Genomic DNA, 23,839 nt, shown 5'->3' with positions numbered 1-23,839 from the left:
ATTGTGTATCTTGTAAGCTGCTAAATAAAAATATTAGCGTTATTAAACTATCAAAATCAAAGAATAGGAAGATTTAATGTGAATAAAAGAAAAATTGTCTATATAGTTTCCGACTCAGTAGGTGAAACGGCTGAGCTGATGGTAAAAGCAGTTTTAACTCAATTTAGTGGAGAAGATATTGAAATTCAAAATACTTCTTACGTAGAAAATGAGGAAAATATTGATAATATCATTGCCGAAGCAAGGTGTAACGAAGCCATCATTGCGTATACTATCGTCATCCCACCTTTAAAACAGTATCTTGACCAAACGGCACAAGAAGAAGGAATTGTAGCCATTGATTTGATGACCCCTCTTATGAGTGCCTTTAGCCAAACCTTTAATAAAGAACCTAATCTTCAACCGAGATTAACAAGAAAATTAGACGATAACTATTTTCGAAGAGTAGAAGCAGTTGAATTCGCTGTTAAATATGATGATGGACAAGACTTCAGAGGCATCAAGCGAGCTGATCTAGTGTTGATTGGTGTTTCGAGAACATCTAAGACGCCACTTTCTATGTATTTAGCTCATAAAAGTCTTAAAGTAGCGAATATACCGTTAGTTCCAGAAGTGACGCCTCCTGATGAACTTTTTACTATTCCAAAAAATAAATGTATTGGTTTAGTTATTACACCGGATAAGCTCAATGAAATCCGAAAAGAACGATTAAAAAATTTAGGTTTAGCGTCTCAAGCCAATTATGCCAATGTAGATCGAATCCTTGAAGAGCTGGACTATGCTGAGAAAATTATGAAGCGCATTGGTTGTCCTATTGTTAATGTCTCAGGCAAAGCAGTTGAAGAAACCGCTGAAGTGATATTGAGCATGTTAAAAAAGGACAAGATGAAAGGGTATGTATAAAAACTCCCATTATGTAAGACAGACAACTTGTCAGACATACTTAATTTATAGAGAGTCAGGTAGAACAGGCGTGTTGCTAAAAGGTGCTTTTTTAAAATATAAAAGATAAGGAAGATTGTGATGAGCAATGTATATAAAAAAACAGACGTTATCTTAATTGGGGCCGGAGTGATGAGCGCAACGCTGGGATCTTTACTAAAAGAGTTAGTGCCGGAATGGGAAATCAAAGTATTTGAGAAACTCGCAGATGCAGGAGAAGAAAGCTCCAATGAATGGAATAATGCAGGGACTGGGCATGCTGCCCTGTGCGAGTTGAACTATACATCTGAACAAGCTGACGGATCTATAGATATTACGAAAGCAGTGCGAATTAATGAACAGTTTCAGCTTTCAAGGCAATTTTGGTCGTATCTTGTAAGCAGTAATTTAATTCATCATCCGCAAGAGTTTATTATGCCAATCCCTCATATGAGTTTCGTACAAGGAGAAAAGAACGTATCCTTTTTGAAAAAACGTTTTGAAGCGCTATCAAATAATCCGTTGTTTCAAGGGATGGAGTATTCGGATCGTCCTGAAAAGTTAAAAGAATGGATGCCGCTTGTTATGAAAGGCCGTACATCGACTGAAGCAATTGCGGCAACCAAAATTGACTCAGGAACGGACGTGAACTTTGGAGCTTTAACTCGTATGTTGTTTACACATTTAAAAAGTAAAAGCGTAGAAATAAACTATAACCACAGCGTTGAAAATCTGACACGTACCGCAGACGGCTCGTGGGAAGTAAAAGTACATGATATTCATAGCGGCAAACAGGAATATCACACGGCGAACTTTGTTTTTATCGGAGGAGGAGGCGGAAGTCTGTCTTTACTCCAAAAAACGGGTATTCCTGAGTCCAAACATATTGGAGGGTTCCCGGTAAGCGGATTATTTATGGTATGCAATAATCCCGAAGTTGTAGCGCAGCATCACGGGAAAGTGTACGGAAAAGCAAAGGTTGGCGCTCCGCCGATGTCGGTTCCACATCTTGATACACGCTATATCGACCGCAACAAAACACTGCTGTTTGGACCTTTTGCCGGATTTTCACCAAAGTTCTTAAAAACGGGTTCAAATTTGGATTTAATCAATTCTGTAAAACCGAATAATATCTTAACGATGTTAGCAGCAGGCGTCAAAGAGATGGGCTTAACGAAATACTTGATTCAACAGGTGCTATTGTCAAATGAGAAGCGTATGGAAGAACTTCGCGAATTTATTCCAAACGCAAAAAGCGAAGACTGGGATATCGTCGTAGCGGGTCAGCGTGTACAAGTAATCAAAGATACGGAAGCCGGAGGTAAAGGAACTCTTCAATTCGGTACAGAAGTTGTGAGTTCAGCGGATGGTTCCGTTGCTGCATTGCTCGGGGCCTCGCCAGGCGCTTCGACTGCCGTTCATGTTATGCTTGAAGTGCTAGAAAAATGTTTCCCGCAGCATATGAAGAACTGGGAACCAAAAATAAAAGAAATGATTCCTTCTTACGGCTTGTCACTGGTAAAAAATCCAGCGCTTTTTAACGAAATTCATGCTTCTACAGCACAAACGCTGAATTTAAGTGAAAAAGAACTTGCGTACCGATGATTTTAGGCGGCCTTTGGCACGTATGCTTTAGATTAAAAGAATTTTTTTAGGCTGCTTTATAAAGTGTTTAAAATATAAGTGAAATCTATAAGAAAAAATGAAGGAGCTCCGTTATATAACGGGCTTCTTTTTATTTATTTCCTTTGCTAGCAGAATTTACTTCGTATACATGATATAATTCTTATTAGTAAGCGTTTACATATAATGGAGTGAAGAATTGGAAAATAGCTATTTTGAGGAGCCGATAAAAGATGATTACAACTAATACATCTTTACTAACGAAAGAACAAACGATTTTTAGCCATTCAGGGAATAAAATTAAATTAGAAGACAGAGAGATTAATATTGTTGCTCGATTTGAAGAGCCTCTTGTTCTAGTTTTAGGAAATGTCCTAAGTACCGAAGAATGTGACGAACTTATACAGCTATCCAAAGATAAAATGCAGCGATCAAAAATTGGAGCTGAACGTGAAGTAAACAGTATTCGAACGAGCAGCGGCATGTTTTTTGAAGAAAGTGAAAACGAGCTTGTACATCAAATTGAAAAGAGACTTTCTAAGATAATGGGACCGTCTATTGAATATGCTGAAGGCCTTCAAGTTTTAAAATACTTGCCTGATCAAGAATACAAAGCGCATCACGACTATTTCACTTCTGCAAGTAAAGCATCTAAAAATAACCGTATTAGTACATTGGTTATGTACTTAAACGATGTGGAAGAAGGAGGAGAAACTTATTTTCCTAAGCTGGGTCTTTCCGTATCTCCGACAAAGGGAATGGCCGTGTACTTTGAATATTTTTATAGTGATGCTGAACTTAATGACCGTACTCTCCACGGGGGAGCTCCTGTTATAAAAGGAGAAAAGTGGGTCGCTACCCAGTGGATGCGCAAACAAAAAATTCGATCGTAAAAACAAAGGTTTGAAGAGTCCTATTAGCTATTGTTAGTAAGGGCTCTTATTTATGTTACAAAAAAATAGTCATCATGGTAGTCAGTTATTATATTGAAATATTCACACTTATTCTATTTGTGCGGCTATTCCTTATTCTTATAAGCCGGTAGACGATAAATGTATTTGTAGTGTAAAATATCCTCATGATTAAAAATCTGGATACACAAAAACGAAAAATGTGTCGTGAAATAAAAATAAAATAGATGCTATTTAAAATAATGACTTTAAAACAGGCTGCGCGAAAAACTCGTGAAAGGTATTTTCACGAGTTTTTGTTTTTAGGTGATTTACACTATTTATAAAATCATTTTACTTTTATATAGTAGATAGGGAATGTGTTAAAGGAGGACCCGGGTTTTGAAAGAAATAAAAGCAATTATTTACATCATGATCGCGATGTTTATGCTGCTTCTTACTGGATGCAGTGATGAGCAGGCAAGTCATTCAAGCACACCTTCTACGGATACAAAACAAGAAGTTCAAGTAGAAGTTTCATCAGATCAAGAAGAAGACCATAGTCCTTCTAAAGCAAGTCGTGAAGACGTAGTAGGTGAGGCAGCTACGGTAGAAAGAGTGGTGGATGGCGATACGCTTAAAGTAAAAATGCTGAACGGAAAGACGGATCGCGTACGACTACTTCTTGTCGATACTCCAGAAACAAAGCATCCCAAACTAGGCGTACAGCCCTTTGGTCCAGAAGCATCTGCTTACACGAAAAAAAGGCTAGAAGGGCAGGAGATCACTCTTGAATTTGATGTGCAAGAACGTGATCAATATGGACGGTTACTTGCGTATATATGGATAGACAATGAGCTATACAATGAAGAGCTGCTAGCAAAAGGGCTAGCCCGCGTAGCGGTATTTCCTCCTAACACAAAGTACGTAGACGAATTTAAGAAAATACAGGAGCAGGCTCGAAAAAGCGAAAAAGGCATCTGGAGTATTGAAAACTATGCCCAAGAAAAAGGATATAATACGGATGCTGTAAAAAATCAGTCCTCTTCTAATCGAAAAGATACTCAATCTGCCACAAGCTGCGAAGGTAAAATAAAAGGAAATCAAAACTCTAAAATTTATCACGTGCCAACAGGGGCACACTACAATCAAACAATGAACAACGTCATTTGGTTCTGTACTGAAAAAGATGCACAAGAAGCAGGATACACAAAAGCAAAGAACTAACAAAGAAATTCAGTAATTGCTGAGTTTGTTTTTTCGAGTTCAGTAAAGATCGAGATTGTTGTCTTTTGTATGAGGTAAATAAAGCTTATGACAGAATCAATGCAAAAAAGATGCTGAGACAAAAGTATTTTAGACGAAGTGAAAAACGCACCACTCATCAACATGTTTGATGAGTGGTGCGTTTTTAGATTGGGTTCATCTCGTAATGTCTCAGCCTCTTTTATTTTATTGAACTAGAAAATAGTCATTTCGCTGTGCTTTCTGTAAAATGTACAGCTTCTTTCTTGTTAATTTTACGAGTATATAAATTATTGCCAATCAAACTTCCTACAGTAATGAGTGCACCAGCTAATTCAAATGTAGACAAGTGATAACCTTGAATAACGGAGATAATAAAAGTAGTTACAGGAACCATGTTCATAAATAGAATACCATTTACAGGAGTAATCAGTCGATTCCCGATATTCCAAACAAAAAAGGCTAATACTCCTGCAATAAATGCTGTATAAAACAGTGCTCCTGATACATCCTTCACTGCGGAAACAGATGGAGTTTTTAACCAGCCTAATAACGTACCGATAGATACAATAATAATGTAAGAAAAGTAAATGATATGCAGCTAAGTTATCCCATAGGACTAGTACAACGAAAAAATCAAATAGCTGGGAACCTGCAGACAACGTTATTGAATGAGCTGCGGCGTGAGCTTACCGCTTGGAAAGCACCCTGGTAATGTGGAGACATTTAGGAGCAGAAGTTAAGTGCTTTCGAACGGGATGTATGATGAAAATTATGAGTTCAACGAAGGCATTACAGAAGAGGGTGCTTCTGTAAGTTATGAAGAACGTGAACATATGTTAGTAATCACCACTATCTGTACATAATAGTTCTGTCTTTTCTTTGTATATATTCTGATGTTTAAGGCAGACCTAGAGCGGCCTTAATGGTTTAGATTCTACCTAATTTGTTAAATACCATCCAACAAAGAACGGCCAATTCGTATAAGAAGACGCAGGGGCCATATGAGCAGCTGAGGCACTTGTAAAAGAACCTCCGCTATAAGTTCTCTCCCGCTCATCGTATTATCTTTCTGCTGACAGCGTTTTTTCATAGTCATCATCCATTCATTTGAAAATATACATTAATTATACAATGAAAGGAAGATTAGGAGTTAATTTTTTCTTTCTTTTCTTTTTCGTGTTAAAGTAGATAGGTAAGAAGTTTTGCTACAAATAACGCAAGCGAAGAGAATAAAGGGAGTTTGAAAATCGTGAAAATAAGGAAAGCAAGAAAAGAAGATGCTTCTGCTGTAACGGAATTACTTTATGACATGCTTGGGAGTATTGCACGCTCTCATACGGCGGCTACAACGAATGAAGAAGCGCTTTTAAGACTTAAAGCGTTTATTCTGTCTGAGAAGAATCGCTATAGCTATCATCATATTACAGTCGCAGAAGTCGATGAGAAGGTAGTTGGACTTATGCTTTGCTACGAAGGAAGTATGTTACAAACGCTTTATGAACCAGTTAAGCGTTTTGTGCGTGCGAAACTTAATAATCCAGCGTGGGAAATTGATATAGAAACTGAACATGGAGATTATTATATTGATTCTCTGTGTGTAGACGAAGATTACCGCGGAAAAGGGATAGGAACGGCTCTTTTAAATGTAGCCAAGCAAGAAGCCAAAAAGCGTAAGATGTTTTTATCGTTAAACGTTGAATACAATAACATAGAAGCCAAAAAATTGTATCAGCGTATAGGCTTTCAAGAGCACAAAACCATTTTTATTGATAAAAAACCATTTTTTTATATGAAGACTGCCTGATCATCTTTACGGTAGTATTTTTTGTGATAAAATGGATATATAAGTAAAATAATAAGAACCAACAGCTCAGCACTTTTGCTGAGCTTTCCTGTAAATCGCGTAAACGTATCAAAATGGAAAGAATCCTACATCCAATGGACCATAAGCAAGCGGTCATGAAAGTATGTTTGCTGATGTGCCACATGAAAGGAGCGTGCATGAACATCAGAGATCTTCCGTTTAATATGAGTTATCGATTTAATGAACAGCTTCGAGAAGTTCCGGTTAACCCACACCAAATGAAGCAGGGAATCATCTATTTAAAGAAACGAGCTCTTGAAGAAGAGGATGAGTGTGCCGCTGCTAAAACATATGGACATATTGGTGTATATGAGCGCATACTTGGAGAATTAACGAGCAGTGAAAGACACTTGCAGCTGGCCATTTATCTATATGACCGACATGCTGATACAATAGGTGAATTTTTGAATACAATCCGACTTGGACATACATATCACTGGCAAGAACAGTGGGATAAGGCGAATGAAACGTTTCAGCTACTCATTGAACAATTAAAAGCAGATGAAGACCTTCACATATATGAAGACTTTGTCTATCAGCATTATGGAAAATGTTTACTTGATCAGCGGGTTGTTTCCAGAGCACATCACTATTTTCAACGCGCGTTAGAAATTCGATTGAAAAAAGGCGATAAAGAATTAATTGAGTCGACTAATTCCTGCATCCGTCTTTGCTTAAATAAATTAAAACATTCCTAGTATACATAAAAGATAAATGACTCATAGCCTTGGTTACACATAATGCATAAACTTTCCGTTTGACAAACGTATGTGAACATATTATAGTCATACATGGCAATTTAAGAATACGTAATATAAAAACTAAACATAAGCGTCTCTTCTCTTTTGGAGAAGGGGCTTTTTTATGTGAATTTTTATGCCGAGGAGGGTTTAATTGATGAGTAAAACAGTAAAAGATGTCATCTTTTTATTAATAGGTTCGTTTGTATTTTCACTTGCAGTTAACATGTTCGTCATTCCAATAGGACTGGGTGAAGGCGGCGTTACGGGTATATCCATTATTTTATATTATACAACGCATCTTTCAACAGGCGTCACTAACTTTATTCTAAACGGTATCTTGCTTATCGTAGGGTATAAATTTTTAGAGAAAAAAACCATCGTCTATACAATGATTACGATTATCACTACATCTATTTTTCTTCACGTAACTGAAGGCTGGGGTCTTCATCTTCACGAAGAGCTCATTGGCATGGTTTTTGCCGGTGTACTGCTAGGCGTTGGAATTGGAATGATTTTGCGAGTTGGTGGAACAACAGCAGGGTCAGCCATTATTGCTCGAATTCTAAATAAGTTTTTAAACTGGAAAGTCAGTCATGCACTTTTAATTGTTGATTTACTAGTGGTATTGGCTTCTTATTTTATTATTGGAATCGAAAAGTTACTATTTACGATCGTCATGCTTTACATTACAACAAAAGTAATTGACTTCGTTATTGAAGGATTTGATGCCAAAAAGGCCGTTACCGTTATCTCAAGCAACAAAAACGAGGTAGCGGACCAAATCAATGAACAGCTTGATCGCGGGGTAACGATTCTAAACGGTCGAGGGAACTATACAAAAGAATCAAAAGAAATTTTGTACGTTGTCATTAATAAACAAGAGCTTCTTAAACTTAAAAAGTTAATTAAAAAAATTGATGATGAAGCATTTGTGATTGTACACGATGTACGAGACGTAATTGGAAAAGGCTTTTTAAGCGCATAAAGCTGTGGTTCTTGGCAATTTTTTCTGACGTTGGTGTTTTCCGAAAAAGTATGATATAAGTGTGTCTAAAGACAATTCAATATACGAAAGGAAGAACCCATATGCGTAATAAAAGGCATGTAAAACGTCTTCTTCAACGTCGAATCCGTTCTTTACGATACGTTGTCTTGATTTTATTTACGATACTGATCTTAAAGTACGTTAGTGAAATTATGTAACTTTTTTTATATGAGTCTTATCGCTCATTTGGAGTGCTTTTTCTTTTAAATTAGTAAACCAATTTGTATAATAGGTTTTAAGAAGGAGGAGTTCCATGAGCATTCCCAAACCATTAGTTCAGCTTAATCAACTCTTTATCGTTATAACGGTTTTGATCGCTTTACTTGCGGCAAAGTGGCTTTTACTTTTGCCTTTTCTCGTTGGAGTAGTCACACTTGCAACAAAGCGTAATCCCGTAATTATGGCAGGGAAAACGCTTCTCCGAAAGCCTGCTTCTTCTTATCAAATGGAAGACCGGGATCAGCAGCTTTTTAACCAATGGATTGCAACGATATGTGTGGGAGTTGCTTTCATTTCCTTTTTAATGGGTTATACGCTTGTCGGCTATTTATTTAGTATAATGGTGATTCTTGCTGCAGGTGTAGCGCTGATGGGGTATTGTATAGGCTGCACGATTCGTTATCGATATATGATGTGGAAATATAAAAGAAAAAAATACCCTGCATAAACAAAGCCTCGAGAAGGCTTTGTTTTTTTTGCTCATTTGTATACGTTATCAATAAATTCAATCATCATAACGGATGAAAACAGATGTTAGAGCACCTGTATCCTTTAAAAACCTTTGTTGACAAAGTAAGGTAAACAAATTAAACTTTTTATGATAATAATAATCGTTACGATTTAAAGGAGGGGAATTATAGTTAGAGACAGTACATAAAAAAGGATAGCTTTTAATAAAGGAAGGGTTTATATGAAAAAAAAGATAAGTCTGCTATGCTTAACGCTTGCTACGATAGGTATGCTAGCGGCATGTTCGAGTAAATCCGCGAGTACCGGACAAGAGAGGGAAACAAAATCACTTACTTTTGTATCGAATTTTCCAAGTGACACGCTCGATCCACAGTTAAATTACACCACTGTAAGAGCTGGCATTGCGGAAACACTAGTCAAAGTGAATGAGCAATTACAGATTGAACCATGGCTCGCAAAGAAATGGAAAACAGAAGATAATGGGACGACCTGGATATTTGAGATTAGAGCCGGGATTACGTTTCAAAATGGCAAGGATCTGAATGCTGAAGCCGTGAAACATTCGTTAGAAAGAACGATAAAAGAAAGCGAAGCAATGAAAAGTGCACTTAAAATTAAAGAAATGAAAGCCAGTGGCCAAATCTTGATCATTACAACAACAGAGCCGCTTGCTACGCTGCCTTCTGAACTTGTTCATCCAAACACGGCAATTATTGATGTAGATACTTCAGATATAAAAAGTAAGCCAGTGGGAACGGGACCATTTAAAGTAGCTTCGTTTAAACCGGATAGTGAAATGAAAGTAAAAAAATACAAAGAATACTGGGACGGGGAACCAAAATTGGATGAAGTTGTGTTAACATTTAATGATGATGAAAATTCACGCACGTCTGCTTTACAATCAGGTGAAGCTGATATTGTATATCGTCCGGCAATTGAAAGCTTAAATACTTTAAAACAAGATTCATCTATTATAGTAGATATACAGCCGAGCCTCAGAAATCAAATGCTTTTCTATAATTCAAGGCAAGAAGCGTTTAAAGATAAAAATGTGAGAAAAGCGTTTGATGTATTATTAAATCCCACAGATGTTGTCAACACAGCGCTCGCAGGTCAAGGTTCACCAGCAGCAGGTCCATTTTTAGATAGTTTGGATTTTTCGAACGATCAAAAAACGAAAACCTACGGACCAAGTGAGGCTCAAAAACATTTAGAAAAAGCCGGTTATATACTCAAGGATGGAAAAGCAATAAAAAATGGAAAACAACTTTCTTTTAAGCTTGTTACATACCCTTATCGTCCAGAACTGCCTTTAATGTCACAAATGCTTCAGTCAGAAGCCAAAAAGATTGGTGTGAAAATAGACATTCAACAAGTGGAAAATATGGATGAGTATATGACAACAAAAGATGATTGGGGAATCGTTACATACAGCCTAGTAACCGCGCCGCGAGGAGATGCAGGATATTTCTTTAATGCTCTTTATACGGAGGGAGGGGCATTTAATGTTGGACATTTTCATGAACCAGCATTAGCTTCCATTATTGATGAGCTTAATAAAACCGTTGATCAAAAACAGCGCAATAAGTTAGCAAGACAAGCGGGAGAAATAGCAGAAAAGGAAACGCTGCATTCTTCGATTGTTCACCCGAACAATTTTGTAGCCTATAGAGACAATGTAAAAAATTGGGTTACAGCCAAAAGTGAATACTATGTGATAACAAAGGATTTAGATGTGAAATAGATATGAAATTAATTGGTAAAAGAATAATAGAATTACTCATTTTTTTAGTTATCCTATCGTTTCTCAGCTTTGTTTTAATGAAGCTGGCTCCAGGAGACCCAGTTAAGCAAATGCTCCGCGTAGATGACGTGGCAGTTTCTGAGGAACAAATAAATAGTTTGCGAACAGAGCTAGGGTTTAATGAACCCGTATATATTCAATATGTAAAGTGGCTGAAGCGTTTTTTTGAGTTTGATTTAGGATCTTCATATATGACAAAAGAGCCTGTCATCGACGAATTAGTTGAGAAGTTTCCGGCTACGCTGCGCTTGACGGTTGCATCTTTGGTTGTGATGCTGTTAATAGCTGTGCCACTCGGAACGCTGTCAGCACTATATCCAAATAAGTGGATTGATTATCTCAGCAGAAGTATTTCTCTAATTGGAGCGTCTATTCCAAGCTTTTGGCTCGGTCTTTTGTTTATACAGCTGTTCTCTGTACGTCTTCAATGGCTTCCTTCAATGGGTACAGGCACAGCAGCCCATCTTGTGCTGCCTTCTTTAACACTTGGTTTTGCCATGTCCGCTGTGTATATGCGAATGATTAGAGCTAGTCTGCTAGAAGGATTGAAACAAGATTTTGTACGATCTGCTCGAGCAAGAGGAATAAGTGAAAGCCGCATTTTTATTTTCCATGCGTTTCGGTATAGCTTAACACCCATTCTTACCATTTTAGGGACAAGCTTAGGGAGTTTACTTGGAGGAACGGTTATTATTGAAGTGCTTTTTGCTTATCCTGGAATTGGAAAATTAGTTATTGATGCGATTATGAATCGTGATTATCCTATGATTCAAGGGTATATTTTGTGGATGGGCCTGTTTGTTGTTTTAATCAATTCACTTGTGGATTTGAGCTACAAATATGTAAATCCCCAGCTCTATGTAAAGGGAGGGGATAAAACGTGAAAAAGCCGCAGCTTCTTTTTGTAGTAATAAGCATGTGTGGTATTGTGCTTATTTTATTTTGTCTGTTTGGAAGTCAGCTAATACCAATGGACCCCACACAAGTCAATATGCAAGACCGGCTTCAAAAAGCCAACAGTGATCACTGGCTAGGGACTGATCACTTAGGCAGAGATCTTTTTTCACGAATCATAGCTGGAGCTCAGACTACGATTGGAACTAGTTTTCTTGTCTTAGCGCTCTCTCTTTTGATTGGAGTCCCGGTTGGTTTAGTTTCAGGGTATATTGGAGGAAAGATAGATCGCTTTTTAATGAGAATTGTAGATGCTTTTTTAGCTTTTCCTGATTATATTGCAGCCATTGTCTTAAGCGGACTGTTAGGGCCTGGATTATTTAACTTAATTGCTGCAATGGTTATTGTAAAGTGGGTTAGTTATGCAAGGGTAGTGCGGAGTATTGTGCTTCAAGAGAAGTCAAAAGAATATGTGCTGATTGCTAAATTAAACGGAGTGGGAACACTACCTTTAATCCTTCGCCATTTTCTTCCTCACGTCGGGGGACATATTCTTGTTCTTGCTACGCTGGATATAGGGAAAATTATTTTAATGATGGCCTCATTATCCTATATTGGACTAGGGACTCAGCCGCCTACTCCGGAATGGGGAACGATGCTAAATGAAGGCAGGGCTTACTTTTACAATGCTCCGCAGCTAATGTTGATACCAGGTGTGGCCATTATTTTATTTGTGCTGACGTTTACAGCTTTAGATGAATATATTCGAGGGAAATATCAAGTTAATCGATAAAAGAGGTGATCGTCATCGTTTTAGAAGTAAAGCATCTAGCCATTTATAATAAAACAAAACAAATCATAAAAGACGTTTCTTTCACAATCGAACAAGGACAGTGGATGGCGCTCGTTGGAGAAAGCGGAAGCGGGAAAAGCATCACTGCTTCTTCGATAGGAGGGCTGCTGCCTTCAGGTGTAACGCTTAAAGAAGGCTCTATCACCTTTAAACAGAAAGGAGAGGCTCCTATCCTTGGAAAAGATATTTCGTATATCTTTCAAGATTATCGAAGCGCTTTTACGCCTTTTTTAACAATTGGAAAGCAGTTTGATGAAACGGTTCGTACTCATAGTGAGCTGTCTAAAAAAGACAGGAAAGCCGCCATTTTTCAGGCTTTAAAAGCGGTGAATTTACCTAATGAACGCGTGTATAAAAGCTATGCTGCTCAGCTGAGCGGAGGACAGCTTCAGCGAGCAGCGATTGCTTTAGCGCTGGTGATGAAGCCTGCCTTGATTATCGCAGATGAACCAACTACGGCTTTAGATAGCGTGGCAGCAGCTGAAGTTCTTCAGCTGCTGTATAAGCTGAAAGAAGAAGCTGGCTGTGCCATTCTGTTTATTACTCATGATTTGCGTCATGTGCGGAAATATGCGGACCGGGGAGCCATTATGCTAGCAGGAGAAATCGTGGAAGAAAACAGTATCGAATCTCTGCTTCACACTCCGCGTCATTTTTACACAAAAAAACTGTTTAACGCCATTCCTTCTTTACGGAAAACGCCTGATCGATTGTTAGATACGCAGAAAAAAGTGTTGATATAGGAGTGAGATATGAAAGAAAAAAATATATTACGCGTCACGCAGCTTGTGAAACAGTATAAAGACGTTAAAGCGCTAAATAATGTTTCCCTGCATATCGATAAAGGGGAATGTGTAGGGATTGTCGGAGAAAGTGGAAGCGGAAAAAGTACGCTTGTAAAAAGCGTGCTAAGGTTAACAGAGACTCAGCAGGGAGAAGTATGGTTTGCAGAGAAACCTCTTCACCGGTTAAAAGGGAAAAAACTGCAGCAAGCTCGTCTAGGCATGCAAGTGGTATTTCAAAACCCCGCGGCTTCTTTTAATCCAAAAGTAAAAATCATCGATTCTTTGCTCGAGCCTTTGCGGCAGCAGCGAACCGTTCCTTCATTTTTATCTCATGTGAGCAGAAATGAAAAAGAAATCGCTTTTTATTTGTTAGAAAAAGTCGGAATTAACGCAGAATATGCGTTGAATTATCCCCATGAACTCAGCGGAGGACAGCTTCAGCGTGTAGCGATTGCGCGTGCCATTAGCGTAGGTCCGTCTCTGGTACTGTTAGACGAACCAACAGCGAGCCTTGATGTTACGGTACAAGCAAAGATTTTAAATTTATTAAAAGATTTGCAGGAGACTTTTCAGCTGTCTTATCTTTTTATTTCGCATGATTTAGCAGCAGTAAAATTTATGAGCAGTCGCATGATGGTTATGCAGCAAGGCGAGGTTATCGATCAATTTGATTGTGCACAGCTATTTGATAAAAACAGGCATCCCTATACAAAAAAGCTTGTGCGTTTATTTGAATAGAAAATAAAGCTCTTCGTTTAATATACTAAACGAAGAGCTTTTTTATAAATGAGAATGAGACAAAGTCAGGGACGCGGCGGTGGAGTATGCATATGGATAAAGTGATAGCCTGCTTGGCAGAGCATGATAAAACTAATGGTGAGTACAACAAGAGGAATTAGCTTGTTTTTTCCTCGTTCTTCATATAGTCCGGCTGCGCTTAAAAGAAAGCCAATAGTAGCTAAAGGAGGAGAGGCGCGAAAGAATAAATCTGCAGCTGTAAACCTTTGGTTTGTATATTTATAATAAAAAAATAGACCTGTAATTAATAAAAATAGTCCAATCCAAAACAGCGTAAGTTTTCCAAAAAGGGTTTTAGGCACTGTGTTTTCACTCCTTTTGTCAGTCAAGTACCATAAAATACTAGCATAAAACGTTTTGGTTTGCATTAGAGAAAAAGAACTTGAATGATACAATATGTATAAAAGAACAGGTTTGAAGTAGGAGGAGATGAAGTATTCAAAGCGCTTCATGTAAAAAAATACATATCGTTGGATCCGTTGGAAGTGGAAAAACGACTCTAGCCCGTTTGTTATCCCATAGATTAGAAGTTCCTCACTACGAACTTGATAATATTATGTGGGAACGAACACATGAAGGAGATAAAAGAAGAAGTGAAGCGGATAGAAAAAAGTGTTTACATCATATTACAGCTTCACAAGGATGGATCATAGAAGGTGTACACTATACGTGGGTGAATGAAAGCTTTAATGAAGCTGACCTTATTATTTTTCTCGATACCCATTACCTAAGAAGAATATGGTTTATTATCAAAAGGTATGTTCTGCAAAAAGCTAAAATCGAAAAAGCGAATTATGCACCCACGTTTTCTATTTTCATTAAAATGTTTCAGTGGAATTCAGATTTCAAAAAGCAAAGTAAACCTGAAATTTTGCATATCCTTTGTACGTCATATAGCGATAAACTCATAATAGTGAAAAAGAGAGAAAAGATAGAGCATTTTATATCGTAAGAAAAAGCCGCTCAGTTGATGAGCGGCTTTTTTTGGTTTTTATTCTATCAACATAGACCCGCATTTTTTTTCACAAGCTTTTGCAAGGTTTTTGAGAAGCTGATTAAGAAACTCTTTGTCCATTTTAAGCCACTCTTCCTTTTGCAGTCCTTCTACGATATAGGAAGAAAAAAACCACACGTCGTTTTTGATGGCAGAGCGATTTGTTTCAGCGATTACAGTTAATGCCTTAATGACAGCAGACATCACGGAAACATCTTCTTTTCCATAATGGCGAATTTGATAGAACGCTTTGTACAAATAATCCGTAAAAGAAGGTTTTTCTAGCAGCACTCGAATACGTCCTTCTTCATCGCAATAATAAGGAGAAGAAGAATAGCTTTGTCCGAGTTTGATAAACACTTGCGTGAGCTGTTCAATGCAGTTAATAGCTGTTTCAGGGTCATTAATAGCTGGTGAAATAGCTCTTAATGCAATTTCACTTAGTTTTTGAATACCTAATTTTACGTCTTGGATCGATTCTTGATCATTTGTAATAAACAAGCAATGAAGAAATTTTTCACGTTCTAACGATTGATTGTGAGTGATCACAGTTAATAACGGTGTGTCTGCTTCTACATACTCTCCGGGTGCTTTTTCGAGTTTAACAATGACATTTAATTTAGATGCTAGTGCTGTTAAATGGTTGAGTTCGATATATTGAATATATCCTTGTCTGTTACTTTTAATTTGCAGTGTGTTTTCACTATCAAAATCAACCTGTATTTCATTCTTTGATTCGGGGTGCTTTTGTTGTTCTAGCCGTCTCTCTTCAATGGTAAGCATCGTTTTTTTTGCAATGTTTGAAATTAAATTTCCGACTTTAATCCAGTTGATGACGTGGTGAATCAAAAACACAAACATCCCTAAGCAAATGAATGCTACCACGATGGCTAATGAAGGAACAATAAAAGTATTGCTGACTTGGTTGCTGCGAACTTGAATGAGCAGTACAAGCACGTATACGTATCCACCGATAAAAGTGCCAAGCACGCGCTGAGTTTTGGCATCTGTATTAAAATTTTGAATCGTTCTAGGAGAAAACTGACCTACAAACGTGGTCAGTACCACCAAAACAGAAGAAAAGGTAATCGTCGTCATCGTTAATAAGGAATTTGATACTGAACTTAAAATAGTATGAGCAAGCTCTTTATCCGTTAGAAACACGGAAGGAACTAGCTTTAACCACTGTTTGTGAGCTGTCAAATATCGATCTAAAAATGTACTAATAGTGGCTAAAACAAAAGCAACAATTCCGTATATAGAAGGAGTAATCCAAAAATTAGCTTTTATTCGATTTTGCTGTAGCTTTATTGACATAACGAAATCTCCCGTATCATGATTTAATAAGTTCGGACTTCTTTTAGTATGAAGAAAAAAGTTAGCCATACTTATCCACCTATTATTACCCGCACCTGCATGTGAAAAACTTCTTTAAGAAAAGTTTTATCATTCATTTGTAAAGGGTAGAGATCAAAAAAGGAGGGGAGAGCCGTGGCATTTGATTATTCACTTGACTTTGAACATATCGATTTTAGAAAACATCCTGAAAAGTATAGAGTAGGAAAAGGAGAACAAGGAGTTCTCCTTGTTGAGCCATATAAAAGTGAAATTCTTCCTCACTGGCGTTTTCGTACACCTGAAATTGCTGAGGAATCCGCCGACGCCATCTATCAGCTTTTTTTAACCTACAAAGAAAAAAGTGATTTTGTTGGAATGGACATGGCCCGGAAATTTCTCCAAATGGGATACACGCGATCGAGGCGCTACGCGAACTACAAAGGCGGAAAGAAATACAACAAAGACGGTGAGCGGAACGAACGGCAAATTGATGAACAAAAAGCAGAATCGGCATCTATTTTTATGGAAAAATGGAAGGAGGTACGAGAGAATAAAGAGTATTTGCAAATGAAAAAAGAGCATCAAAAAAAGTACGGATAATTAGCTGGTATCCGTACTTTTTTCCTTTGTTATTTCGATTCGTTTAATATGGTGATGTTCAATATCAATGACTTTAAATGAAAAACTTTCGTTTTTGATGCTATCACCTTTAGCAAGGTCAAACTTTTCGGTCAGCATCCAGCCGCCAATGGTATCAACATCTTCTTGTTCAATATTTGTTCCGAGTAAATCATTTACTTCTTCAATCAACACCTTCGCATCTAGTACGTAGTGATTTTCATTAATTTTGTGTACGTCCGGTATTTCATCATCATCAAATTCATCACGAATTTCACCAACAATTTCTTCTAAAATATCTTCTACCGTTACAAGCCCCGTTGTTCCTCCGTACTCGTCTATTAAGATGGCCATGTGAATTCTGTCTTTTTGAATTTTAAGCAATAAGTCGTAAATGGCGATGGAATCAATAACTTGAATGATGGGTTTCATATATGTTTGCACGGTACGCGGTTTAATATCATCTTCTTTTATGTAATCAGCTAATATTTCTTTAATATTAACTAATCCCACCACTTGATCTTTGTTTCCATCTACAACTACTGGATAGCGAGTATATTGCTCTACTCTAGCCATTTTTAAGAATTCTTCTATCGTTTCATCTGCTGATACGCTAACAATTTCTGTACGAGGCACCATGATTTCTTTAGCCGTACGATTATCAAATTCAAAAATATTATTCATGAACTTAAACTCCGATTGATTAATTTCACCGCTCTCATAGCTTTCAGATAAAATAATTCTAAGCTCTTCTTCACTATGAGCTACTTCATTTTCAGAAGCTGGCTTCAGGCCAAATAATCCGACAACGCCTCTGGCTGAGTGGTTTAAAAGCCAAATAAACGGATAAAGTAACTTAGAAAAAAGAATAAGGGGACGGGAAAATAACAGCGTCACTTGTTCGGCTTTTTGAATCGCCACCGTTTTGGGCGCAAGTTCTCCAGCTACCACATTTAAAAATGTGACAATCGAAAAAGCAAGAACAAAAGATATGACATGCGAAAGTGATGTAGCAAAAGGAAGCATGTCAATAAGCGGCTCTAATAAATGACCTACCGTAGGTTCACCTATCCATCCTAGACCTAGTGCGGTAACCGTAATGCCCAGCTGTGTGGCTGAAAGATAACCATCTAAATTTGATACTACTTTTTTTGCTGCTAAAGCGTTCCGGTTTCCTTCTTCAATTAACTGGTCGATTCTAGTCGACCGTACCCTAATGACGGCAAATTCCGTTGCAACAAAAAAGGCTGTTAATATGATTAATACGATGAATAAGATGACATTTACTGTTTCCAAATTTATCTCCTTACCCCGTTGAAACGGATAAGGGAACACCTCCTTTATAAAAGTTTGATGAGCTGATTTATATGGTAAATAAAGAATATCATGTATACTGTTCCCTTAATCTCCGTAGAAATAAACTTACCGAAAAGAAAGAGCACTTTTTAATAACCCGCAACATTTTTTGGCAGAAAAAGCGTAAACTAAACACTATAAAATGAACGAAAAGAGATAACGTGAAACTTTAAAAGGATGTAAATAGAAGTAGGAGTCGATTGTTTTTATGGAATTTTTTCTGACGATATTAGTCTTATTGGCTTTGATTGGTCTATCTAATATCATTAATCATTTTGTACCATTTATTCCTGTTCCATTAGTTCAAATAGCTTTGGGAGCAGGGCTTGCTATCTTGCCATTTGGCGGAGATGTCCATTTGGAGCCTGAATTATTTTTTATTTTATTTATTGCCCCGCTATTATTTAATGATGGGAAAAACGTGTCAAGAGCTGCTCTTTGGAAGCTTCGTACACCTATTTTATTACTAGCGCTGGGACTGGTTTTTGTAACGGTGGCAGTAGGGGGATATCTAATCAATTGGCTCATTCCTTCCATTCCGTTACCGGCTGCATTTGCACTAGCCGCTATTTTGTCCCCAACAGATGTAGTGGCTGTTGGAGCTATGGCGAGCCGAGTAAAGCTGCCTAAGCGAATTATGCATTTGCTGGAAGGCGAAGGGCTGATGAATGATGCCTCTGGTCTTGTAGCGTTTCAAGTAGCAGTAGCTGCTACCGTAACGGGCGTCTTTTCCATCGTAGATGCTACATTTCAGTTCCTTTGGGTAGCGCTAGGCGGTTTGTTTGTAGGAGCATTTATCGCTTTTTTGATTATCAGACTGCGTGTACTTGTTCGACGTTTAGGAATGGAAGATATTACGATTCATATGTTAATACAAATTCTAACTCCATTTGTTGTCTTCTACATTGCTGAGCATTTTCATTTATCAGGAATCTTGGCAGTTGTAGCAGGTGGCATTGTGCATGCGATTGAGCGCGACCGAGAGGAATCACCTAACCAGCAGCTTAAAGTAGTATCAAAAAGTACTTGGACGGTTATTTTATATTTGTTAAATGGTTTGGTGTTTGTACTGCTTGGTCTGCAAATACCAAAAGTGGCGAAAGCAATTATTCAAGATCCAAACTTTAATAATGGACAAGTGCTTCTTTATATTTTGATTATTACTGTCTTTTTGCTTGTACTACGATTTATTTGGGTGATGGTGTCATGGTCAGTAGGCTGGTATTACAAAAATAACAAGCATCTAAAACCTGAGCCTCGGTCTATTGGCATTATTACGGTTTCAGGTGTACGAGGAGCTGTTACGTTAGCCGGAGCGTTTTCGATTCCATATACGCTTGATAACGGCAGTGATTTTCCGGAACGCTCTCTGATTATTTTTCTAGCAGCAGGCGTTATATTGTTAACCTTAGTTGCGGCAAGCATTCTTTTACCTGTTATTGCGAAAACAGAAAAGGCGCCGAAGAAGCCTGAGCGCAATACAAAAGAGGTTAAAGCACGCATCAAAGTGCACAAAGCTGCTATTCAGCGGTTAAAAAGAGAAATGACCGAGGAAAATCGTGGAGCAGCCCTTTCGTTAATTTCAACGTATAATACAACGATTAATAACATCATTGTTAAAACTCATCCTTTAGAAGCCTCTGAAAACAAACAGTATGAAGAAGAAATTCGATTGCTGGCTCTTCAGGCCAAGGGGAAATTGGTGGAAAAGCTATTAAAAGAGGAAAAAATAGACCGTGAGACAGCGTATATTTGTTTGGAACATACGCACAAGCTTGAAATGGCTGTAACCAATCGTGTAAGGTACAAATTATTGGTGAGCTGGATGAGGTTTAAAAAAGTTTTATTATTATTAGTCCGAATTTTTTCACCGAATAAGCAGGCTTTAAGAAAACAAAGCTTGCGAAGAAGAAGCAAAGTGAACAAAGTACGTATTCAAATGATGGAAGAAGCAATAAAGGTCATTAAAGAAAATATGAACGAAGAAAATCGAATGATTTCACTTGCTATCATTAGTGAATACCATAGATCCATGGCAAGACTTAGAAAAGAGAGTACGGAGTATAATTCAGGCAAACGTAAAAAAGCAACGAGAGATTTATGTTATAAAGCGTTTCATACCGAGCGGGAAACGGTGCAAGAACTTTATGAAAAAGGAGAAATCACGCGTGAAATCGCTCATAATATCCGAAAAGATATCGCTTTGCGTGAAGCATTAACAATTGAAGAAAATGGTTATTAAAAAGTCGCAGGGACTGATCTCTGCGACTTTTTTATGAATGTTTTTCTAGTAAGCTTCATTCTATTGCTTTTCAAAAAGATAAAGCTTTCCGTTAACAGCAATATCAAACCGAGGCCCTTTAAAGCCGCGTTTTATAAGTTCTTTACGCATAAACTTCATAATGCCTCCGTGGCTGACAATCAGCAAATCGTCTTCTGACTCGGAAATAGCGCGATCTAGCACTGCTGCTACTTTTCTCTTAGTCTCAGACATATCTTTACGAGCTTGTTTGTTGATGAGTCCGGACATGCGAAACAGTAATGCCCAGAGAATAAAAGGAAGTTTAAATTTTAATGGAATAATGGGCATAGGTATTTCTCTAAGTTCCGGAAGAAGAGTAATCTCTTGTTTATAAATATGCTTTGCCGTTTTGTGTGCTCGTGGCATATCGCTTGAAAAACAGCGTTTCCATTCAATATTATTCAAATCAGTCTCTCCATACGTAATATCTGATTCATCATATTCCTGAAACCAAGCCACTAGTTCATCGGTGGATAAGCGGTGATTCTCTGGAAGCCCTTTGTTTACTTTGTAATGACGTACTAATGCTACTTTCATTGTGAAATCTCCTTAAAATCTAAGCGCCAAAAACACTTACCCGGCGCAGCTTGATTTTCTTATTTAACGTTATTTTCATCATGCTGCACCTCCTTTCAAATATTTGTAAAATAAGTATAAAATGGATTGAGAAAATTGTAAATACGGCATAGAAGAAGATTTTGAGATAGAATAATTGGAAAATGAAACCTTTTTATAACATAAAACGTATTACTTATAGATAATTCAAACAAATTGAAATACATATAAAAGGGTGGATTACAATGATGGATACAGAGAGAAAAGTGAATATCAGAGAAGAGTTTGGAACTTTATTTGCAGAAGGGGACTTTAAGAAGCTTTATGATTGTGTAAGCGAAGAATTTAAACGTCAAGTTTCGCTTCAGCAATTTTTGGAGCAGAGCAAATTGTTTAATCAAGGAGAACAGTTCTACAGACTAGAAACAAATCTTTATTTAACCCCTCAAATTGAGCAGTTTATTTGGATAAATTCTACGCAGACAAAAACCATCAGCGTTATGTTTGATGAACATAACATTATACAAGCACTTGTGCTTGCTCCTATAGAATCATCTTCAGAGAGAGAGCGATGGAGTACAAACAAATATACAATGCCGATTCAAAGTGAATGGTTTGTCTATTGGGGAGGAAAGCATGAGGTGTTAAACTATCACCATCCAGTCGAAAACCAAAGGTATGCGTATGATTTAGTCGTGCGAAAAGGAAAGCAAAGCTATAAAAATGATGGAATGAAAAACGAAGATTACTATGCATATGGAAAAAAGGTTGTAGCTCCGCTTGAAGGAGTCGTTATCGCAGCAGCTGATGGCCAAGAAGATAATGAAATAGGACACACGAATAAAAAAAATCCTTTAGGAAATCACGTTATCATTGAGCATGAAGGAAAAGAATACAGTGTGCTTTCACATTTGAAGAAAGGGTCGGTTTCTGTGAAAAAAGGAGACGTGGTTCGTAAAGGAACGCTGCTCGGAAGGTGTGGAAATTCTGGGAATTCATCCGAACCTCACATTCATTTTCACGTCATGGATGCCGCTGACATCGAAACGTCAAAAAGTTTGCGAATTCAGTTTCATGCGGCTATTGAACCGATTCGCGGAGATACAGTTATTCCATTTTTCTATTGATAAAAAGCCATAGCGTTTGCTGTGGCTTTTTATGCAGGGATTTCCTCAAATATAAAGTCAAGCAGCCGTTGAAACAAGTAAAGGATAATGGCTACAGTAGTCATGACAAGGAAAAGCCCAAAATGACTAATTTCATACAGATTATAAAGCCCGATTTTAGCGAGAAAAGGAACAATAACATAACCATGAATCAAATCCAAAATCACGTTAACAATTATGTACAAGATAAACCCGGGATACGTAAGGTAAAAGACAAAGATCGTAATCACTATATGAAGGCAATAAATCGTTGCTCCCATGCTAGTAAGAAAAAATACGTTTTCTTGAACCGTCCACCAGTGCATTTTTTCCGCTACTTGATAAGCGATTGTCATCATTAATGCAGCAAACAACCCTACAGTAAAAAATCGTTTAACTCGCTGTTTATCAAGAAGCAGCAGTAAAAACCATGGAATAACAAGAATCCCCCACAATATAATTTGATTCATTCATCTTCCCACCTTTTATTTATCAGTAGTTCTTAGTGTAAGAAAGAATTGTAAAAATATACATTTTATAAAGAAAACGTTTACAAATAGCTTTCTTATCTATATAATAAATCTTGAATACTTGTATACAAGTTGACTAAGGAAGTGATGACATATTAAAAAGGTAACCTATCCGGAAAGATGGCTTCGCGGAGCCTCGCTGGGAGAACAAGTGGTAAGCAAATTAAGAATTCAAATTATGAGCGGCGAGCTGAAAAAAGGAACCATACTATCAGAAAATCAGCTCTCGGCAGAGTTTGGAATGAGTCGATCTCCTATAAGAGAAGCGCTGCGGATCCTTTCAAACGAAGGGCTCATTGATTTACAGCGAATGGGAGCAGTTGTTATTGGTTTAACAACTAGGGATTTAAACGAGCTGTACGATGTTCGTCTGCTTTTAGAACACTTTGTCTTAGAACGTTTATCTGAAGTCAACCATGATTCGCTTATTAAAAAGCTGGAGCAAAGCATTGATCAAATGAAGATGGCAGCTAAATACGATGACTATGTAGAGTTTGCTTATCAAGATTTGCGGTTTCATGAGCTCGTGATTATCGAAGCAGACCACAAGCGGATATTAAAATTGTGGGAAAGCATCCGTGAAATTATTTTAGCTGCTCTTTTAATTACGACTGAAAAAAGGTTTCGAGATGATAAAGCAGCTGTGCTCCCACTGATTAAGCAGCATCATGAAATGATTAAGGCATTAAAGTCTCAAAATACAGAACGTATTCAAGATGAAGTGAAACGTCACTTTGAAGACACGCGAAATACGATAACAGCTTCACTTTTGAATGAAGCATAAAAAAGAGATAAAAGATTCAAAATGTTTTTGGACCTTTTTCTCTTTAACTTGTCGACAAG

Annotated in this window: 25 protein-coding genes; 18 read left to right on the top strand and 7 right to left on the bottom strand. The window is 37.5% G+C overall.

Annotated features, from left to right (window positions below; genetic code table 11):
- The first annotated feature begins 78 nt into the window (after nt 1–78).
- From ACMX9J_RS05315 to ACMX9J_RS05300, 4 genes are all read left to right on the top strand, one after another.
- Entirely contained in the window at nt 79–903 is an 825-nt protein-coding gene (locus ACMX9J_RS05315) for a pyruvate, water dikinase regulatory protein (RefSeq protein WP_042992073.1), read from the top strand.
- Between the two features lie 120 nt (nt 904–1,023).
- A complete protein-coding gene (locus ACMX9J_RS05310) occupies nt 1,024–2,526 on the top strand; it encodes a malate:quinone oxidoreductase (RefSeq protein ID WP_416225507.1) in 1,503 nt (500 codons plus the stop codon).
- Nucleotides 2,527–2,777: 251 nt separating this feature from the next.
- On the top strand, nt 2,778–3,437 hold the full coding sequence (locus ACMX9J_RS05305; protein WP_033579371.1) for a 2OG-Fe(II) oxygenase: 660 nt from the start codon (nt 2,778–2,780) through the stop codon (nt 3,435–3,437).
- 399 nt (nt 3,438–3,836) lie between these two features.
- Nucleotides 3,837–4,661: a thermonuclease family protein gene (locus ACMX9J_RS05300; RefSeq protein WP_416225506.1), complete on the top strand. Its 825-nt coding sequence runs from the start codon at nt 3,837–3,839 to the stop codon at nt 4,659–4,661.
- 244 nt (nt 4,662–4,905) lie between these two features.
- On the opposite strand, the gene ACMX9J_RS05295 is transcribed toward ACMX9J_RS05300, so the two are convergent.
- The gene (locus ACMX9J_RS05295) at nt 4,906–5,196 is read right to left on the bottom strand and encodes an EamA family transporter (RefSeq protein WP_051137148.1); all 291 of its coding nucleotides are present in this window, start codon (nt 5,194–5,196) and stop codon (nt 4,906–4,908) included.
- 226 nt (nt 5,197–5,422) lie between these two features.
- On the opposite strand from ACMX9J_RS05295, the gene ACMX9J_RS05290 reads away from it, so the two are divergent.
- On the top strand, nt 5,423–5,545 hold the full coding sequence (locus ACMX9J_RS05290) for a hypothetical protein (RefSeq protein ID WP_255219794.1): 123 nt from the start codon (nt 5,423–5,425) through the stop codon (nt 5,543–5,545).
- Nucleotides 5,546–5,628: 83 nt separating this feature from the next.
- On the opposite strand, the gene ACMX9J_RS05285 is transcribed toward ACMX9J_RS05290, so the two are convergent.
- Entirely contained in the window at nt 5,629–5,772 is a 144-nt protein-coding gene (locus ACMX9J_RS05285; protein WP_155017337.1) for a hypothetical protein, read from the bottom strand.
- Nucleotides 5,773–5,931: 159 nt separating this feature from the next.
- On the opposite strand from ACMX9J_RS05285, the gene ACMX9J_RS05280 reads away from it, so the two are divergent.
- The 9 genes from ACMX9J_RS05280 to ACMX9J_RS05240 all read left to right on the top strand — a co-directional run bounded on the left by ACMX9J_RS05280 (nt 5,932) and on the right by ACMX9J_RS05240 (nt 14,098).
- The gene (locus ACMX9J_RS05280) at nt 5,932–6,486 is read left to right on the top strand and encodes a GNAT family N-acetyltransferase (RefSeq protein ID WP_047750646.1); all 555 of its coding nucleotides are present in this window, start codon (nt 5,932–5,934) and stop codon (nt 6,484–6,486) included.
- Nucleotides 6,487–6,683: 197 nt separating this feature from the next.
- Nucleotides 6,684–7,244, top strand: coding sequence for a hypothetical protein (locus ACMX9J_RS05275; RefSeq protein WP_028412912.1), 561 nt, complete (start codon nt 6,684–6,686; stop codon nt 7,242–7,244).
- Nucleotides 7,245–7,443: 199 nt separating this feature from the next.
- A complete protein-coding gene (locus ACMX9J_RS05270) occupies nt 7,444–8,274 on the top strand; it encodes a YitT family protein (protein ID WP_416225505.1) in 831 nt (276 codons plus the stop codon).
- A gap of 313 nt (nt 8,275–8,587) precedes the next feature.
- The gene (locus tag ACMX9J_RS05265) at nt 8,588–9,001 is read left to right on the top strand and encodes a DUF4395 domain-containing protein (protein ID WP_098625777.1); all 414 of its coding nucleotides are present in this window, start codon (nt 8,588–8,590) and stop codon (nt 8,999–9,001) included.
- A gap of 243 nt (nt 9,002–9,244) precedes the next feature.
- The gene (gene nikA / locus ACMX9J_RS05260; RefSeq protein ID WP_416225504.1) at nt 9,245–10,768 is read left to right on the top strand and encodes a nickel ABC transporter substrate-binding protein; all 1,524 of its coding nucleotides are present in this window, start codon (nt 9,245–9,247) and stop codon (nt 10,766–10,768) included.
- 2 nt (nt 10,769–10,770) lie between these two features.
- Entirely contained in the window at nt 10,771–11,712 is a 942-nt protein-coding gene (gene nikB, locus ACMX9J_RS05255) for a nickel ABC transporter permease (RefSeq protein WP_416225503.1), read from the top strand.
- Nucleotides 11,709–12,515, top strand: a complete 807-nt coding sequence (gene nikC / locus ACMX9J_RS05250; RefSeq protein ID WP_416225502.1) for a nickel transporter permease — start codon at nt 11,709–11,711, stop codon at nt 12,513–12,515. Before nikB ends, nikC begins: the two co-directional genes overlap by 4 nt.
- A gap of 5 nt (nt 12,516–12,520) precedes the next feature.
- Complete coding sequence (locus ACMX9J_RS05245; RefSeq protein WP_047750653.1) at nt 12,521–13,318, top strand: ABC transporter ATP-binding protein; 798 nt, start codon at nt 12,521–12,523, stop codon at nt 13,316–13,318.
- 9 nt (nt 13,319–13,327) lie between these two features.
- Nucleotides 13,328–14,098 carry an ABC transporter ATP-binding protein gene (locus tag ACMX9J_RS05240; RefSeq protein WP_416225501.1) on the top strand — a complete coding sequence of 257 codons (771 nt, stop codon included), beginning with the start codon at nt 13,328–13,330 and terminating at the stop codon, nt 14,096–14,098.
- A gap of 65 nt (nt 14,099–14,163) precedes the next feature.
- Here ACMX9J_RS05240 and ACMX9J_RS05235 read toward each other — a convergent pair whose 3' ends face one another.
- Together ACMX9J_RS05235 and ACMX9J_RS05230 are read right to left on the bottom strand one after the other, a co-directional pair.
- Nucleotides 14,164–14,460, bottom strand: coding sequence for a hypothetical protein (locus ACMX9J_RS05235; RefSeq protein ID WP_416225500.1), 297 nt, complete (start codon nt 14,458–14,460; stop codon nt 14,164–14,166).
- A 689-nt stretch (nt 14,461–15,149) separates the two neighbouring features.
- Nucleotides 15,150–16,538: a DUF2254 domain-containing protein gene (locus ACMX9J_RS05230; protein ID WP_416225499.1), complete on the bottom strand. Its 1,389-nt coding sequence runs from the start codon at nt 16,536–16,538 to the stop codon at nt 15,150–15,152.
- Nucleotides 16,539–16,643: 105 nt separating this feature from the next.
- Here ACMX9J_RS05230 and ACMX9J_RS05225 point away from each other — a divergent pair, with 105 nt between their 5' ends.
- Nucleotides 16,644–17,090: a DUF4385 domain-containing protein gene (locus ACMX9J_RS05225; protein ID WP_014459620.1), complete on the top strand. Its 447-nt coding sequence runs from the start codon at nt 16,644–16,646 to the stop codon at nt 17,088–17,090.
- Here ACMX9J_RS05225 and ACMX9J_RS05220 read toward each other — a convergent pair whose 3' ends face one another.
- Nucleotides 17,091–18,404: a hemolysin family protein gene (locus ACMX9J_RS05220; protein ID WP_014459621.1), complete on the bottom strand. Its 1,314-nt coding sequence runs from the start codon at nt 18,402–18,404 to the stop codon at nt 17,091–17,093.
- A gap of 268 nt (nt 18,405–18,672) precedes the next feature.
- On the opposite strand from ACMX9J_RS05220, the gene ACMX9J_RS05215 reads away from it, so the two are divergent.
- Nucleotides 18,673–20,706, top strand: a complete 2,034-nt coding sequence (locus ACMX9J_RS05215) for a Na+/H+ antiporter (RefSeq protein WP_115654189.1) — start codon at nt 18,673–18,675, stop codon at nt 20,704–20,706.
- Nucleotides 20,707–20,766: 60 nt separating this feature from the next.
- Here ACMX9J_RS05215 and ACMX9J_RS05210 read toward each other — a convergent pair whose 3' ends face one another.
- Nucleotides 20,767–21,303 (bottom strand): histidine phosphatase family protein, encoded by a 537-nt coding sequence (locus ACMX9J_RS05210; RefSeq protein ID WP_014459623.1) that lies wholly within the window; start codon nt 21,301–21,303, stop codon nt 20,767–20,769.
- A 263-nt stretch (nt 21,304–21,566) separates the two neighbouring features.
- Here ACMX9J_RS05210 and ACMX9J_RS05205 point away from each other — a divergent pair, with 263 nt between their 5' ends.
- Nucleotides 21,567–22,448: a M23 family metallopeptidase gene (locus ACMX9J_RS05205; RefSeq protein WP_014459624.1), complete on the top strand. Its 882-nt coding sequence runs from the start codon at nt 21,567–21,569 to the stop codon at nt 22,446–22,448.
- 29 nt (nt 22,449–22,477) lie between these two features.
- On the opposite strand, the gene ACMX9J_RS05200 is transcribed toward ACMX9J_RS05205, so the two are convergent.
- The gene (locus ACMX9J_RS05200; protein WP_014459625.1) at nt 22,478–22,936 is read right to left on the bottom strand and encodes a hypothetical protein; all 459 of its coding nucleotides are present in this window, start codon (nt 22,934–22,936) and stop codon (nt 22,478–22,480) included.
- A gap of 211 nt (nt 22,937–23,147) precedes the next feature.
- On the opposite strand from ACMX9J_RS05200, the gene ACMX9J_RS05195 reads away from it, so the two are divergent.
- Nucleotides 23,148–23,780, top strand: a complete 633-nt coding sequence (locus tag ACMX9J_RS05195) for a GntR family transcriptional regulator (protein WP_228307259.1) — start codon at nt 23,148–23,150, stop codon at nt 23,778–23,780.
- Nucleotides 23,781–23,839 lie beyond the last annotated feature (59 nt).

Origin of the sequence: Priestia sp. RMT2NF4 (genome assembly GCF_047872835.1) — a bacterium.
GTDB lineage: Bacteria > Bacillota > Bacilli > Bacillales > Bacillaceae_H > Priestia > Priestia zanthoxyli.
The sequence above is the reverse complement of the archived record's forward strand: the minus strand, read 5'-3'. Positions and strand labels throughout refer to the sequence as shown.

Coding starts and splice junctions, on each gene's coding strand:
- ACMX9J_RS05285 (WP_155017337.1), bottom strand. CDS start 5,772: ATGAAAAAACGCTGTCAGCAGAAAGATAATACGATGAGCGGGAGAGAA.
- ACMX9J_RS05210 (WP_014459623.1), bottom strand. CDS start 21,303: ATGAAAGTAGCATTAGTACGTCATTACAAAGTAAACAAAGGGCTTCCA.
- ACMX9J_RS05200 (WP_014459625.1), bottom strand. CDS start 22,936: ATGAATCAAATTATATTGTGGGGGATTCTTGTTATTCCATGGTTTTTA.
- ACMX9J_RS05270 (WP_416225505.1), top strand. CDS start 7,444: ATGAGTAAAACAGTAAAAGATGTCATCTTTTTATTAATAGGTTCGTTT.
- ACMX9J_RS05310 (WP_416225507.1), top strand. CDS start 1,024: ATGAGCAATGTATATAAAAAAACAGACGTTATCTTAATTGGGGCCGGA.
- ACMX9J_RS05230 (WP_416225499.1), bottom strand. CDS start 16,538: ATGGCTAACTTTTTTCTTCATACTAAAAGAAGTCCGAACTTATTAAAT.
- ACMX9J_RS05305 (WP_033579371.1), top strand. CDS start 2,778: ATGATTACAACTAATACATCTTTACTAACGAAAGAACAAACGATTTTT.
- ACMX9J_RS05215 (WP_115654189.1), top strand. CDS start 18,673: ATGGAATTTTTTCTGACGATATTAGTCTTATTGGCTTTGATTGGTCTA.
- ACMX9J_RS05265 (WP_098625777.1), top strand. CDS start 8,588: ATGAGCATTCCCAAACCATTAGTTCAGCTTAATCAACTCTTTATCGTT.
- ACMX9J_RS05240 (WP_416225501.1), top strand. CDS start 13,328: ATGAAAGAAAAAAATATATTACGCGTCACGCAGCTTGTGAAACAGTAT.
- ACMX9J_RS05205 (WP_014459624.1), top strand. CDS start 21,567: ATGATGGATACAGAGAGAAAAGTGAATATCAGAGAAGAGTTTGGAACT.
- nikA (WP_416225504.1), top strand. CDS start 9,245: ATGAAAAAAAAGATAAGTCTGCTATGCTTAACGCTTGCTACGATAGGT.
- ACMX9J_RS05275 (WP_028412912.1), top strand. CDS start 6,684: ATGAACATCAGAGATCTTCCGTTTAATATGAGTTATCGATTTAATGAA.
- nikB (WP_416225503.1), top strand. CDS start 10,771: ATGAAATTAATTGGTAAAAGAATAATAGAATTACTCATTTTTTTAGTT.